The 13,683-nt window shown below is 45.9% G+C and carries 8 protein-coding genes and 1 rRNA gene; 2 read left to right on the top strand and 7 right to left on the bottom strand.

All coding sequences use genetic code 11. The features are described 5' to 3' along the window. Positions 1 to 117: 117 nt before the first annotated feature. Positions 118 to 3,273, bottom strand: coding sequence for an efflux RND transporter permease subunit (locus tag XZ46_RS23300; protein WP_008054900.1), 3,156 nt, complete (start codon positions 3,271 to 3,273; stop codon positions 118 to 120). A gap of 366 nt (positions 3,274 to 3,639) precedes the next feature. Here XZ46_RS23300 and argZ point away from each other — a divergent pair, with 366 nt between their 5' ends. Continuing rightward, positions 3,640 to 5,754: a bifunctional arginine dihydrolase/ornithine cyclodeaminase gene (argZ, locus tag XZ46_RS23295; protein ID WP_008054902.1), complete on the top strand. Its 2,115-nt coding sequence runs from the start codon at positions 3,640 to 3,642 to the stop codon at positions 5,752 to 5,754. A gap of 136 nt (positions 5,755 to 5,890) precedes the next feature. Here the strand turns inward: argZ and rrf are convergent. The 3 genes from rrf to XZ46_RS23280 all read right to left on the bottom strand — a co-directional run bounded on the left by rrf (position 5,891) and on the right by XZ46_RS23280 (position 8,847). After that, positions 5,891 to 6,007, bottom strand: a 5S ribosomal RNA gene (rrf, locus tag XZ46_RS23290). Between the two features lie 132 nt (positions 6,008 to 6,139). After that, positions 6,140 to 6,856, bottom strand: coding sequence for a dethiobiotin synthase (bioD, locus tag XZ46_RS23285; RefSeq protein WP_008054904.1), 717 nt, complete (start codon positions 6,854 to 6,856; stop codon positions 6,140 to 6,142). 2 nt (positions 6,857 to 6,858) lie between these two features. Continuing rightward, the gene (locus XZ46_RS23280; RefSeq protein ID WP_048895271.1) at positions 6,859 to 8,847 is read right to left on the bottom strand and encodes a serine/threonine-protein kinase; all 1,989 of its coding nucleotides are present in this window, start codon (positions 8,845 to 8,847) and stop codon (positions 6,859 to 6,861) included. Between the two features lie 354 nt (positions 8,848 to 9,201). On the opposite strand from XZ46_RS23280, the gene XZ46_RS23275 reads away from it, so the two are divergent. Beyond that, positions 9,202 to 10,194 (top strand): ribose-phosphate pyrophosphokinase, encoded by a 993-nt coding sequence (locus tag XZ46_RS23275; RefSeq protein WP_008054907.1) that lies wholly within the window; start codon positions 9,202 to 9,204, stop codon positions 10,192 to 10,194. 87 nt (positions 10,195 to 10,281) lie between these two features. Here the strand turns inward: XZ46_RS23275 and XZ46_RS23270 are convergent, their stop codons facing one another. From XZ46_RS23270 to XZ46_RS23260, 3 genes are all read right to left on the bottom strand, one after another. Beyond that, a complete protein-coding gene (locus XZ46_RS23270; protein ID WP_006623426.1) occupies positions 10,282 to 10,764 on the bottom strand; it encodes a GNAT family N-acetyltransferase in 483 nt (160 codons plus the stop codon). Positions 10,765 to 10,817: 53 nt separating this feature from the next. Continuing rightward, positions 10,818 to 11,426 (bottom strand): MiaE family protein, encoded by a 609-nt coding sequence (locus XZ46_RS23265; protein ID WP_006670660.1) that lies wholly within the window; start codon positions 11,424 to 11,426, stop codon positions 10,818 to 10,820. A 766-nt stretch (positions 11,427 to 12,192) separates the two neighbouring features. After that, positions 12,193 to 13,680: an ABC transporter ATP-binding protein/permease gene (locus XZ46_RS23260; protein WP_006670679.1), complete on the bottom strand. Its 1,488-nt coding sequence runs from the start codon at positions 13,678 to 13,680 to the stop codon at positions 12,193 to 12,195. Between the last annotated feature and the right edge of the window lie 3 nt (positions 13,681 to 13,683).

Raw genomic sequence — 13,683 nt, 5'->3', positions numbered from 1 at the left:
TAGCCACATCAGCCCCCCACTATACAATTATAGCTGCGGGCTGATGATTTGTCAACCTTTTACTGAAAAATCGGGCGATTTTTTTAGGTGTTGAACAAAAAATCATCTAGCCCAAAATCATTTAATAGAAGCCATATTTTGGGGGATTTTTTTAGCAGGTGATACGCGCCGCCGTTTGGGTTTAAAAGGATTTTTCAGCCAGTTTTGGAAACCATCAACATAGGTAAACCAGACGGGAACGACGACCAAAGTTAAGAGGGTAGATGTAGTCATTCCACCAATAACAGCGATCGCCATAGGACTGCGTACCTGAGAACCTGCGCCCCATTCCAAAGCAATAGGTAACATACCAGCGATGGTAGAAAAAGTGGTCATCAAAATAGGTCGCAGTCGGGAACAGCCAGCTTCTAGGACTGCATTAAATCGAGACATTCCCATCTGTTGATTAGCCATAGAACAATCGACCAAAAGGATGGCATTTTTAGTTACCAAACCCATCAACAAGACAATACCAATGAGAGCAAATAAGCCCAACTCTTTTTGAGTAACCATCAAGGCTAGTAATGCGCCGCCGAGGGATAGAGGTAAAGCCATCAAAATGGTAACGGGGATCATAAAGTTGTTGTAAAGCAATACGAGGATGGCATAAATCCCCAAGACAGCTAAACCCAAAGCGGAGAGAAAGCGGGTGAAGACATCAATCATAATTCTAGCATCACCTTCGGACTGCTGTTGTACATCAGGCGGTAGAGGGTTCATAGCTGGTAAAGCCTGTACCTGTGCGAGAGCATCACCCAAGGAAAGACCTTCTAAATTAGCCTCCAATTGTACTTGTCGGGAACGGAAATAGCGGTCAATAGTAGCGGGACCGCTACCGATAGTAATATCAGCGACCGCAGAGAGGGGAACTAATCGACCATCCTGGGTAGGTATGCGTAAATTTTCGATCGCATCAAAATTGTTGCGAAACTCCTCAGCCAATTGTACTCGGATAGGAATTTGGCGATCGGGTAAGTCAAACTTAGCCAAATTGGACTGATTATCACCCAAGGTAGCTAATAAAGCGGTACGAGCGATCGCCTGTACAGAAACGCCCAAATCTCCAGCCCTTCTAGGGTCAGGACGAATCAAGATTTCGGGTCTGACCAAACTAGCGCTAGAGGTAACTTCTACGAGTCCGGGAATTGACCGCATTTGTCTTTCCAAAGCATTAGCAGTTTCTAACAAAGAATCGGGGTTATCACCACTCAGAACAATAGATAAATCTTTCCCGCCGCCACCTGCACCTTGGGACTGAAAGCTAATTCTCGCGCCAGGAATTTGAGTAAAACGGGTTCGCATTTGTGCTTCAAATTCCGCCTGGGATAGGTCCCGTTCATCGGAGGGGACTAAATTTACAGACAGGGTAGCTCGGTTAACTTCTACGACACCTTCCCCACGATTTCCCAAGACTGCTAAAACGTTGTCAACGGCGGGATTTTCGGCTAAGAGTGCGATCGCTTCCTGGGTGGTAGTTTGCAATTCAGCTAAAGTAGAACCGGGTGGTAATTCCAGGGAAATGGTACTTAATCCAGTATCTCCACTATTAAATAAGCCTCTGGGGATGAGGGGAACTAATTGTAAACTCGCGACAAAAAAGGCGATCGCTAATAATAGGGTAGTGATGCGGTGTCGCAAAGACCAACCCAAAAGGCTGCGATAGGGAGAGAAGCGCCGCCGGGTGTGATTAGTGTCAGTTTTGGGAGGTGTTGATTTTTGTTGAAGTAACCTAGCGCCCAATAGGGGAGTCATGGTACAGGCGACCAGGGTAGAAAACATGGTAGAGGTGGCGACTGTGACCCCAAAGGGTTGGAAAAACTGACCGGGAACTCCTCCCATAAAAGCGACCGGAAGGAAGACAGCGACAATGGTGGCGGTGGTAGCGACTACGGCTAATCCAATTTCGCGGGAAGCATCAATAGCAGCTTTAAAAGGAGGTTTACCCATCTCAACGTGCTGATCTATATTTTCCATCATACAGATAGCATCATCTACTAGGTTTCCCATGGCTAAAGCTAGGGCTAATAGAGTCATCCCATTGAGGGTATAATCGAACAGGCGCATCACCAGGAAGGTGGGTAAAATCGATAAAGGTAAGGCGATCGCGGTAATTAAAGTGGGTCGCCAGTTTCGCAAAAATATACCGACCACCACAACGGTTAAAATGGAACCGATAACTAAAGCATCCACTGAGGCTTGATAGGACTCGCGAATAGAGTTAGCCCTGGTAACAATTAGTTCTAGGTTAATGTCTTCTGGGAGTGTCTTTTGTAGGTCTACCACCCGATTGCGAATACCTTGTTCTACAGATACTAGGGTGCTTCCGGTACTACGGAGGACGGAAAAGGCGACGACAGGAGTACCAATTTGACTGTTAGACTCTAGGGGAAAGTCTGCAAATTTGGCGATTTGGCGGACTTCTGCTAAACCATCGGTAACCGTGCCAATACTGGACAGGGGAACTGAGTTACCATTGGGGAGTATAATTGGATAGTCTCTTAATGCTTCGACGGTTTGGGCGCTTCCGAGGGTGCGGATACTTTTTTCGCTACCGCCTACTTGCGATCGCCCTCCGGGAAGGTTAATATTAAAGGCACGAATTTGGTCGTTAACTTGGGTGGTGGTAATGCCTAAACTCTGAATGCGATCGGGGTGAAGTTCGATGCGAATTTCTCGGTCAACTCCTCCGAGTCGTTGAATTTGGGCGACACCAGGAACGTTAAGTAAAGCGCGGCTAATGTTGCGATCGACAAGATCGCTAAGTTCTTCTACTGAGCGAGTGGGTGATGTTACTGCTAATGTCATAATCGACCCGCCCGCAAATCGGAGACGCTGTACAATAGGATCGTTAATATCTTGGGGTAGGCTTTGGCGAATTTGGGCGATCGCATTACGGACATCATTAGTAGCGCGATCGCTATCGGTTCCCAAAACAAAACTCACCGTAGTGGTAGATACTCCGTCTCTGACGGTAGAGGTAAGTTGGTCAATATTTCCTAATCCGGCGATCGCATCTTCTACCGGTTTAGTTACCTGATTTTCCAATTCATTAGGACCCGCTCCCGGTTGTGTAACTGTCACCGTAACAGCCGGAATATCTATATTAGGAGTATCATCAATTCCCAGTTGAAAAAAAGACATCACCCCCACCAGAGTCAGAATCAAAAACAGCACCAAAGTGGGAACAGGTTGTCGAATCGACCATTCGGAAAGATTAAAACTATTTTTAGCCATAATTTATTAATTAATTCCCGGTTATCTTATATAATCAGTTTTGGTTGCCAAGAGGGAAAGGCTTTAATAGCTTTATTTCTCCCGTGGATGTTAAAGGTATAGGTCTAGGGGAGAGTAGACTATTGTACGCCAGCCAATGTATCCACCACAGAATGTGTGTGCATTGACTGGAGATAGAAATGCGATCGTCCCCAGCACCTAGTCTAGCATTTGCAGATGACAATGGGGAAAGTGTCCGGCCATGTTAGAATGATAAGTTGGCTTGACTATGACTAAACTTGACCACTTCTAAAACACTTGTCAGGTGTGGGAGTGGTTTTTGTGGTTTAGTGGCTGTGATGTGTATATCTACCAATTAGCTTAATTATGACTGATGCGATTCGCTTTCTTATGTGTCCCCCAGATCACTATGATGTAGATTATGTGATCAACCCGTGGATGGAGGGTAATATTCATAAATCATCCTACGATCGCGCTGTAGAACAATGGCAGAAACTTCACCATACCATTAAAGATCATGCGATCGTCGATCTAGTGCAACCAGAGAAAGGTTGGCCAGATATGGTGTTCACAGCTAACGCCGGACTTGTCTTAGATAAAACTGTCGTTATCAGTAGGTTCTACCATAAAGAACGCCAAGGAGAGGAACCCTATTTTAAGGCGTGGTTTGAAAGCCAAGGATTTACCGTCCACGAACTCCCCAAAGATCTCCCTTTTGAAGGCGCAGGAGATGCTTTATTAGACCGTGAAGGGCGCTATTTATGGGCGGGATATGGTTTCCGGTCTGAACTCGACTCTCACTCGCTGTTGGCGGAATGGTTGAATATAGAAGTCCTATCCCTGCGATTAATGGACGATCGCTTCTATCACCTCGACACCTGCTTTTGTCCTTTAACCGGGGGTTATTTGCTGTACTATCCCCCAGCTTTTGATTCCTATTCAAATCGTCTCATTGAACTGCGAGTTCCCCCAGAAAAGCGCATTGCTATTGATGAACCAGACGCGGTTAATTTCGCCTGTAACGCCGTCAATATTAACCAGACGGTGATTATGAACAAAATCAGCGATAACCTGAAATCAAGGCTATCTGAAGCCGGATTTAATGTCGTTGAAACTCCCCTGACCGAATTTCTGAAAGCTGGAGGGGCGGCGAAATGTTTAACTCTGCGGGTAACTGAACCCATTATTGAGGATCGCCATGCTGCGACCCAACTCGAAAGCCGCACAGTCTGTTTACAGGGTCACTTGTTAGATGCAGGTTTAATTAACCGCGCCTTAGATCTAGTCGTCGAAGGTGGCGGTAGCTTCCAAGTCCAGAATTTTAATCTAGGAGAACAGCGCCAAAGTACCTCTAGCGCCCAAATTAAAATCTCAGCCCCCTCTCATGAGGTCATGGAAGAGATTATGAGTCAACTTATTGATATCGGCGCGTTTTCTCTACAAGAGGATGTTCAAGATGCGAAACTGGAAACTGTCCATCAGCATGGTGTCAGTCCCGATGATTTCTATGTGACTACCATTTATCCCACAGAAGTACGCATCGCCGGTGAGTGGGTCAGAGTTCAAAATCAGCGCATGGATGGTGCGATCGCTGTTACCGAAGGACCCTCAGGACCGATCGCCCGTTGTAAATTGTTGCGAGATCTCGAAGTTGGCGAAAAAGTAGTTGTCGATGTTATGGGTATCCGCACTATCCGCAAAGCTGAATCTCGTGAACAGCGTAATAATCAGGAATTTGGCTTTATGTCGGCGGGGGTTTCTAGTGAACGGCGCGTAGAATTGATCGTCGAACAGGTAGCCTGGGAAATGCGCCAAATTCGCGATCGCGGTGGTAAAGTCGTCGTCACTGCTGGTCCTGTGGTTATTCACACTGGCGGCTCTCAGCATTTGTCTCGTCTCATTCGCCAGGGTTATGTCCAGGCTTTATTGGGCGGAAATGCGATCGCTGTTCATGATATTGAACAGTCCATGATGGGAACTTCTCTCGGTGTCGATATGAAACAGGGAGTCGCCGTCAAAGGAGGACACCGCCATCATCTCAAAGTGATTAATACTATTCGGCGCTGCGGTAGCATTGCTAGTGCTGTCCAACAGGGAGTAATCACCAGTGGTATTATGTATGAGTGTGTCCGCAATGATGTTCCCTTCTCCCTGGCGGGTTCCATCCGCGATGATGGCCCTCTACCTGATACCCAGATGGATTTAATTCAAGCACAGCAGCACTATAACCAGTTGCTACAAGATACCGACATGATTCTGATGCTCTCTACCATGCTCCATTCTATCGGTGTCGGCAATATGACTCCATCTGGGGTTAAAATGGTTTGTGTGGATATTAACCCGGCTGTGGTTACCAAGTTAAGCGATCGCGGTTCCGTTGAGTCTGTGGGTGTCGTCACTGATGTGGGGCTGTTCCTCAGCTTGTTAGTCAAACAACTTGACCGGTTGACCAGTCGCTATGATGCCAAAACTGCCGTCTAACCATCCATAATTACACCATGCCACAAGTCTCCCCCGATCTAATCATCGGGGAGATTAGCATCTGCTCTATACCCCATCAAAACAAACTAGGACCTCCTACCGTTTACCACTGGCGGGAAGTCCTAGTTCATAATTATCCTGGCATCTTGCTATTTTCCCAGGCAGCTACCCGCCAAGTATCTTCGCCGTTTCAGCGTTTCACATCCGAGTTCGGGATGGATCGGTGTGGTTCCACTGAGCCATAGACACCAGGAAAGCCCTCAAATCTCTCTCTGGTTGCGATCGCTTTAGCGTTTTCGCCGCTTCTCTCTCTCGCACAGTTATTAATAGTAGGGGATAGTTCAGGAAATGTCAACCCCTAAATCAAACTTTTTTTGAGATTTCCTCAAACCCCTGATAGACAAGGATTTGCCGCCCATCGGATCGGCACAATCGCCTCTAAATCTAATTGGGCGGCGACTGGGGCTAATTGTTGTAGGTCTGTGGGATTGTCCAAATAGGGAATCACACCCAAAACCGGAATTTGGGTGAGGGAGGTAATCAGATCCGCCGGAGTCCAATTCTCAACATCCTGGGGTTCTGTGGGTTGAAGACAGTTAAGGACAATGCCGCGCAAATTTACTTTAGCCTGTCTAGCGAGGGCCACATTAGCTACAGCCTGAGCGATCGCCCCTAGTCGCACAGGAACCACCAAAACCGTCGGTAAAGCCCAATCCCGCGCCAAGTCAGCCACAGTCAATTCCCTAGTGACAGGAGAACCCAAACCGCCCAAGGCTTCCACCAGGACAAAATCTCGCTGTTGCTGAAGGTTGACCAAAGCTGACCAAGCCTGACTGAGTTCTACCCGGCGATTTTCCTTTTCCGCCGCCAAGGGGGGGGCGAGGGGTGCATCAAAATAAATCGGTGCGATCGCCTCTAGGGACTCTTCGCGTAAAAATAGGCGTTGATACAATTCGCGATCGCCTATTCCCGATTGAATTGGTTTGAGTACACCCCAACTCAGGGACTTTTGGTAACTGTCAAAATAGGCAATTAACGCGCTAGTTAAAACCGTTTTTCCGGCTTCCGTATCAGTTGCAGTAATCAGCAGGGTATTTTTCACAGTTAGTATGGCGCGATTAATTTGTCAAGATTCTTAACCTCATTATTCCCCATACCATCCACCTCCGCCTCTGGTTCCGGGAAAAAAGTTGGCGATTTTTCCGATGGTTTAGGGTTCCCACTCAGATCAAGATTCCTCTCTTGGTTTTCCGGTATAGGTTCCGGCTTGGGTTCCGGTTCCGGTTCCGGCTTGGGTTCCGGTTCCGGTTCCGCTATAGGTTCCGGTTCCGGCTTGGGTTCCGGTTCCGGCTTGGGTTCCGGTTCCGGCTTGGGTTCCGGTTCTGGTTCCGGTTCCGCTATAGGTTCCGGTTCCGGTATAGGTTCCGGTATAGGTTCCGGTTGTGGTTGTGGTTGTGGTTGTGGTTGTGGTTGTGGTTGTGGTTGTGGTTGTGGTTGTGGTTGCGGTTCTGTAGGAATGATGGGAGGTAAAGAGTTAATCAATTCCAACTCTAGGGTATATGCAGTCTCAGACAATCCTGGGAGAGTTTCCAGGATAATGGTATAGTCACCATCAGCAAATAAAGGACCCTGCCAAATTGATACCCCAGTCGCGCGGGAATTAACCGGGTTGTTGTCAGGTCCCAGCAATGTCAGTAAAACACCATCCCCAGTAACAGAGAGATAAAGCTGTTGTCCTTCCGTAGCCGAGAGGACATATTCAGATATTTGGTTCCCAGCGATCGCCCCTTCAACAACAGTAGTATCTCCCGCCGCAATATCTAAGCGTCTAGTTGAGACTTCCGGTTGTGGTTGTGGTTGTGGTTGTGGTTGTGGTTGTGACTCAGATTCTGGTGGTGTCGTAGGTCTAGGTTCCGGTCTAGGTCTAGGTTCCGGTCTAGGTCTAGGTCTAGGTTCCGTTTCAACATTAGTAATGGGGTCTGGGTCTGAATCTGACCCGGTAGAATTTAGTAAATAGCTGACCAAACTCCAAGACCCATAACCCGCGATGATAGCCACAGCAATTCCCGCCGCCATAACAGCAACTGGGTTATTCCAGAAAGACTGAAGGGAAGGGGTAGATATCACCGGAGTAGTTTGATGATTAGACCCCGATCGCATAGAGACAGGAGATCCCACCGCCAGAGTTTTGAGTCCTGATAAATTCGGGTCAGTAGTGGGGGGAGTCGGTACAATTCCAGAGAGATTATTGAGAGCCTGTTCTACTTCCCTAGCTGACTGATAGCGATCGCCAGGATTACGGCTCAACATTTTATTGAGAACCGTGGCCAGTTGAGGGGTGACAGTCGCCCAAGGTTCCCACATCCAGGTTAAATTTTGTTGGTTAATTAAATCTTGCGGTTCTCGTCCAGTCAGCAGAAAAATCGCCGTTACCGCCAAAGCGTACAAATCGCTGCTGGGGGAAACCTTCCCCATTTGCATTTGTTCAGCAGGAGCATAACCCAATTTTCCCACCCTAGTTTGACCCACCGGCTGAGTTAGACCCGGAGACTGAATATAAGTCGCCTGTTCAATAACTACCCCAAAATCAATCAAAACCGGGAGCTGATCGCGATCGCGACGGATAATATTATCCGGGGAAATGTCGCGATGAATAATATTGAGACCATGGAGATGTTCCAAAACCGGTAGCATTTCCTGAAGGAAAGTTATCACCTCAGCCTCAGCAAAAGTGCGAGGTTGACCCACCGGGGCATTTTTCCGGTCCTTGAGCAGCGCATAATAGGTTTGACCCTCCACATAGTCTTGAACCAAAAACAAGCGCTGATTTTCCTCAAAAACCGCCCCAAATTTGGGAATTTGCGGGTGTTGGATTTGGTAAAGCACCTGAGCTTCCCGCCTAAATAGTTCTTTAGACTTTTCCCAAGCATAGGTCCCCATTTGCACCGGGGTAAATTCCTTTAACGCGCAATACTCATTAAAGCGACCAAGATCTTCAGCCAGATAAGTTAAGCCAAACCCCCCCTGACCCAAAACCCTGATCAAGCGGTAGCGATTTTGTAAAACAGTCCCTAGTGGAATAGCCGATTGCATAGAATTGATACTTGTCATAGGTTACAAATTAACAGATAAATCAAAGCGAAGCCGTCAAAAAGTCTTGATTGTGCCCCCCTCATTTGTGTTTAACAACATTTTTAACCATGTTTCCGTGAACCTTCCCTTTCCGTCGCTGTATTATTTCGTCTAGTCTGGTCTGAATCAATTTACCCATAACCTATATGTTGAGCCAAGCTCGCCCCAACTTGGTTGAGCATATCATCAACAACCGTCGCCACCTGTTCCGATCCTTTGATAAGGGGAGTTACCCGTGAATGATAGCCAATTTAACTGTTTCCTAGGCTACTGAATAATGGTAAAATAACTAGGAATGAACTGCGAGGAAATGCCGTGATCCGTTCTGCTACTCTACCCCTTCCTCATTCTGAGGCACTAATGACCGACCACAATCGACTACGATTGTTTTCAGGTTCTGCCAATACAGGTTTAGCCACCGAAGTGAGTCGCTATCTGGGCATTGATTTGGGGCCAATGGTTCGCAAGCAGTTTGCGGACGGAGAACTTTACATCCAAATTCAGGAGTCCATTCGAGGCTGTGATGTCTACCTAATTCAACCCTGTTGTCATCCAGTCAACGACAACTTGATGGAACTCCTAATTATGATTGATGCTTGTCGTCGAGCCTCTGCTAGGCAAATTACCGCCGTAATACCCTATTATGGCTATGCTAGGGCAGACCGCAAAACCGCTGGCCGCGAATCGATTACAGCCAAACTGACCGCTAATTTAATCACCCAAGCTGGTGCGAGTCGGATTTTAGCCATGGACTTGCATTCGGCACAAATTCAAGGATATTTTGATATTCCCTTCGACCATGTTTATGGTTCACCTGTTATTTTAAACTACCTAGCTAGTAAACAACTATCTGATATTGTCGTAGTATCTCCAGATGTCGGAGGTGTGGCTCGTGCCAGAGCTTTTGCTAAAAAACTCAATGACGCACCCCTGGCGATTATTGATAAGCGCCGTCAGTCTCATAATGTAGCAGAGGTTCTCAATGTCATTGGTGACGTTAGAGGCAAAACAGCCGTTTTGGTCGATGATATGATTGACACAGCCGGGACTATTAGCGAAGGCGCTCGCCTCCTCCGGGAAGAGGGTGCTAGGCAGGTTTATGCCTGTGCTACCCATGCGGTGTTTTCTCACCCAGCTATTGAACGTCTGTCTACGGGGGTTTTGGAGGAAGTGATTGTGACTAACACTATCCCAGCTTCCCCGGATAAAACTTTTGATCAGCTGACTGTGTTATCGGTTGCTAATTTACTTGGTGAAACTATCTGGCGCATTCACGAAGATAGTTCCGTTAGTAGTATGTTCCGCTAATTGACCAATTGTTAGCTTTGGCGGCGGGAAAACTGCGGACTCTACCGGAAAGGCTGAGTGTCCGGTTTACAACCGCCGCCGGGTTGGTCAAGGCAAAGTTTTTTTGTAAATGCGATCGCATCGTCGAGTTTCTACTCCCGTTGTCGGTTCATAGCCATGGTGTTCATAGAGTTTCACGGCTTCCCTTAAAACCGTCGCAGTTTCAATCCAAATCTCCTGAAATCCTCGTCTGTTAATTTCTTGTTCTAATTGGGTTAATAAATATTTGCCTAACCCTAGACCTCGGACCTGTGGCTGTAAATACATTTTCCGAATTTCCACGGCATTTGTACCACGATTAATCGGATAATAAGCAGCAGTTCCGACTAGGTTTTGATGTTGTTCGACTACCCAAAATTCCCCATCATTATTAAGATAATACTTTTCGACTTCCCAGACATCGATATCAGCGCCTTCCGGTTCACAAGTTAAGCGATATTCAGCTAATACTGAGGCGATTAAGTCTTGAACAACTTGGCGATCGCCTGATTCCCAGGAACGAATTATAAAATCTTTATATACTTTTCTCATAACCGTTAATTCGGTGATATAATCAGTTAAGAAGTCGGAGAATTGGGCAGAGACTAACTATGAATCCGGGGTTCCGGGTGTAGTGTGGAAAGGAGTTGGCTTTCAATAGTAGCCAATTCCTCTAGTCTTTGGCTAACGGTTTCCTGTTCAAAATAAGTAGTTGCTAACACCCAATAAATGCCATAGTGACGCGCTTCGGAAGCCATCAAACCGCGATAAAACTTAGCCAATTCTGGATCGGGACAATATTCAGACAATAAGCCCAAACGTTCATGGCTGCGGGCTTCTATCAATCCAGAAACCAATAATAAATCAAGCATTCTGTGTGGTTCTTCTCGGCGGACATGGCGATTCAAACCCGCGCCATAGGGGGGAGAGGGAAGCGATCGCATGGGAATGTGTAGTTTTTCGAGCCACTGATTTACCTGTTCAAAATGCTGTAATTCTTCTTGAGCGATCGCTGTTAACATTCGCACCAATTGGGTACTAGAGGGATAACGAAACATCAAATTCAAGGCTACTCCCGCCGCCTTACGTTCACAGTGGGAGTGGTCAAGTAGGATGATATCCAAATTAGCGATCGCCTGTTGAACCCAAGCCATTGAGGTAGGTTCTTTCAAGTATTTAATAGTTGCTCGTGAACCAGAAACCACAGATCCCATATCAAGACCACCGAAAAGCCACCCTAATCATAGCAGATCTGACCCAGTAGGGTACGTCAGAAGCGGTCAACCTCGCTGATAACCCGATGATTGATACAGCTTGTTCACCAGTCGCTTAATACATTGCCCTCACCCTAAATCCCTCTCCCACAGAGGGAGAGGGACTTTGAGAGGTGATCAATAGTAGGGTACGTCAGAAGCCGTCAACCTGGCTGATAACCGGATGATTGATACTGACGCACCACAGTAGTAGGGTGCGTCAGAAGCCGTCAACCTAGCCGATAACCGGATGATTGATACTGACGCACCACAGTAGTAGGGTGCGTCAGAAGCCGTCAACCTTCATCATAACCGGATGATTAACATACTGACGCACTACAGTAGTAGGGTGCGTCAGAAGCGGTCAACCTGGCTGATAACCGGATGATTGATACTGACGCACCACAGTAGTAGGGTGCGTCAGAAGCCGTCAACCTGACTGATAACCGGATGATTAACATACTGACGCACTACAGTAGTAGGGTGCGTCAGAAGCGGTCAACCTGACTGATAACCGGATGATTGATACTGACGCACCACAGTAGTAGGGTGCGTCAGAAGCCGTCAACCTAGCCGATAACCCGATGATTGATACTGACGCACCTTATTATATAGCGGTTCTAATGTCTATAAGGTTTAACCCTCACCCAAAATCCCTTTCCCAGAATGGGAGAGGGGCTTTGAATCGTACCTCATGAGTCGGAGAACTGCTATAGTTTATTAGCGTTTACTCAGTTAAGCCATCTCTTTTATATGCCCAAACCGCAATGATAATTAAAACAAAACTAGCCCAAAACAACCAAAGTAAATGCAATAATGTATAACTTGGTTCGTCATTGATACCCGCCGATAACGAGATAAGTTTTTGGGCGTGATACACTGGCGATAATAGCATAGCATTTTCAACCCAAACCGACTCAGAAAAGGGCAGCAATCCTGAAATCAATCCGATCCCCAAAAACGACAAGCCATTGACAGTATTGACAGCTTTTGGGTCTACAAAATAACTAACAATTAAACTGAACGCTATAATGGGAATGGCTACAATCAAAAAAGTCAGCACCAAATAAATTAATTGTTGAAAATCAAAGTTTAATTTTAATTGCATATTTCCATAGGTTAAGGTAAGCATGATAACTATCATGCAAATCGAAAGAGATACAAAAACTTTAGACAAGATATAGGTGATCGAAGAAAGTGGAGTGGCGCGAATCAGCTTCAGCCAACCTTCTGCACGTTCTGATGAAATTTGACCCGGTAATGATTGCAAACAAAATGTCAGTAGAAATACGCAACATAAACCAATTAAAGCTTGCTTTACTGTATTCGTTTCTGGTTTGAATATCATACAACAAATGATTCCGCCAATCGGCAAGAGAATTCCAAATAGATAAATTGGGGTACGATATATTTGTAATACTTCAGACCAAATCTGCGCCTTAAATGACTGAAATTGATAAAACAAACCTATCGCTGTGTTTTTGGGCAATAAAATAGACTGTGTTTTAGTATCTTTATTCTGTTCAAAATCTGCTCCAGCGACTGGTTCTTCAGAAATTTGAGAACCTTCTAAATTTGGAGAAAATTTTTGCAAATTGAGATACCGAGTTGCCAGACCCTCGAGTTCTTGCCAGTCGGCTTTATTATTGGTAACCATCAAAATAGTAACGCCCCGTTTTTTACACTCGGTAATTTGATGCCAAAATTCTTCGTATCCTTCTTTATCTAAATTGCGAGTCGGCTCGTCTAAAATTAAAAGTTGAGGATTGCCAATCAATGCCAATGCAAATAAAAGTCTCTGTTTCTGTCCGCCAGATAGTGACGCAGCAAAACTGTCTTTCTTCTCAGTTAAACAGACTTGTTTCAGTGCTTCCTCTGTTGAAATAGAGTTTGAGTAATAGCCCCGAAACAAATTAATTAATTCTCTGACTTTCAATTTGTTTGGCAACTTGGTTTCTTGCAAAACGACACCGACCAAACTTTTAGATTCGGGGTCGTTAGATGGACAACCCATCAACTCAACTTCTCCATCAGTTGGTTCTATCAAACCCAAAATTAGATTTAATAGTGTCGTTTTACCAGACCCATTTTGACCCTTCAGTACGACGAATTCTCCAGGTTCTATCGTAAAACTTATATCTGCCAGTACAGTAGTTTTTTGAAACCATTTTTTGAAAATCTTCGATACATTTTTGACTTGAACTAAACTTTTCATGGA

The organism is Limnospira indica PCC 8005, from assembly GCF_000973065.1.
Taxonomy (GTDB): domain Bacteria; phylum Cyanobacteriota; class Cyanobacteriia; order Cyanobacteriales; family Microcoleaceae; genus Limnospira; species Limnospira fusiformis.
The sequence above is the reverse complement of the archived record's forward strand: the minus strand, read 5'-3'. Positions and strand labels throughout refer to the sequence as shown.

Bases quoted from the DNA above. Each gene is read 5' to 3' on its own strand.
- XZ46_RS23300 (WP_008054900.1), bottom strand. From the start codon at position 3,273: ATGGCTAAAAATAGTTTTAATCTTTCCGAATGGTCGATTCGACAACCT.
- argZ (WP_008054902.1), top strand. From the start codon at position 3,640: ATGACTGATGCGATTCGCTTTCTTATGTGTCCCCCAGATCACTATGAT.
- XZ46_RS23280 (WP_048895271.1), bottom strand. From the start codon at position 8,847: ATGCAATCGGCTATTCCACTAGGGACTGTTTTACAAAATCGCTACCGC.
- XZ46_RS23270 (WP_006623426.1), bottom strand. From the start codon at position 10,764: ATGAGAAAAGTATATAAAGATTTTATAATTCGTTCCTGGGAATCAGGC.
- XZ46_RS23265 (WP_006670660.1), bottom strand. From the start codon at position 11,426: ATGGGATCTGTGGTTTCTGGTTCACGAGCAACTATTAAATACTTGAAA.
- XZ46_RS23260 (WP_006670679.1), bottom strand. From the start codon at position 13,680: ATGAAAAGTTTAGTTCAAGTCAAAAATGTATCGAAGATTTTCAAAAAA.